1 rRNA gene (cut by a window edge) is annotated in these 1,427 nt (G+C 52.1%); it reads left to right on the forward strand.

Going from position 1 to position 1,427, the window contains the following annotated elements:
* Positions 1–1,427 (forward strand): 23S ribosomal RNA (locus DWA01_RS03840); its annotated part reaches 495 nt to the left of the window's first position; the annotation flags it as partial.

Below are 1,427 nucleotides of genomic sequence, written 5' to 3' on the forward strand. Positions count from 1 at the left end.
GAAAAGCACCCCGACGAGGGGAGTGAAACAGTTTCTGAAACCGGACGCCTACAAGCAGTTGGAGGGCCCTTGAGGCCTGACAGCGTACCTTTTGTATAATGGGTCATCGACTTGGTCTCACTAGCAAGCTTAAGCCGATAGGTGTAGGCGCAGCGAAAGCGAGTCTTAATAGGGCGATTGAGTTAGTGGGATCAGACCCGAAACCGAGTGATCTAGGCATGACCAGGTTGAAGGTGCAGTAACATGCACTGGAGGACCGAACCCACATCTGTTGAAAAAGATCGGGATGAGTTGTGCCTAGGGGTGAAAGGCCAATCAAACTCGGAGATAGCTGGTTCTCTGCGAAATCTATTTAGGTAGAGCGTCATCTGAATACCCCGGGGGGTAGAGCACTGGATGGGCAATGGGGGCATACAGCCTTACTGACCCTAACCAAACTCCGAATACCCGGGAGTAATGGATGGCAGACACACTGCGAATGCTAACGTCCGTAGTGGAGAGGGAAACAACCCTGACCTACAGTTAAGGCCCCTAATTCATGGCTAAGTGGGAAAGCAGGTGGGACGACCAAAACAACCAGGAGGTTGGCTTAGAAGCAGCCATCCTTTAAAGATAGCGTAACAGCTCACTGGTCTAGATAAGTTGTCCTGCGGCGAAGATGTAACGGGGCTCAAGCCATGAGCCGAAACTTAGGATGCACATAGTGCATGGTAGCAGAGCGTTCTGTGATATAGTTCCACGCCTTTTCTATTTTATGCGGTACCAACGCGCTCAAGCAGCGAAGCGGTAGCGCAAAGATAGTGGAGGCAGGGAGCTTACTGTGAAGCCGGCGCGTGAGCGATCCGGTGGAGTGATCAGAAGTGAGAATGATGACATGAGTAGCGACAAAGAGGGTGAGAGACCCTCTCGCCGAAAATCCAAGGGTTCCTGCTTAAAGCTAATCTGAGCAGGGTAAGCCGACCCCTAAGGCGAGGCCGAAAGGCGTAGTCGATGGGAACCAGGTTAATATTCCTGGGCCAGGAAGAGGTGACGGATCACAGAGGTAGTTCATCCTTATCGGATTGAATGGGCTGCTGAGTGGTTCCTGGAAATAGCCCTTCCGTGAGATCGTACCCTAAACCGACACAGGTGGATAGGTAGAGAATACCAAGGCGCTTGAGAGAACTATGTTGAAGGAACTCGGCAAAATACCTCCGTAAGTTCGCGAGAAGGAGGCCCGGTTTCTACGCAAGTGGGAGCTGGGGGCACAAACCAGGGGGTGGCGACTGTTTACTAAAAACACAGGGCTCTGCGAAGTCGTAAGACGACGTATAGGGTCTGACGCCTGCCCGGTGCCTGAAGGTTAAAAGGAGGGGTGAGAGCTCTGAATTGAAGCCCAGGTAAACGGCGGCCGTAACTATAACGGTCCTAAGGTAGCGAAATTCCTT

The organism is Candidatus Halocynthiibacter alkanivorans (assembly GCF_003333265.1).
Classification (GTDB): domain Bacteria; phylum Pseudomonadota; class Alphaproteobacteria; order Rhodobacterales; family Rhodobacteraceae; genus Halocyntiibacter_A; species Halocyntiibacter_A alkanivorans.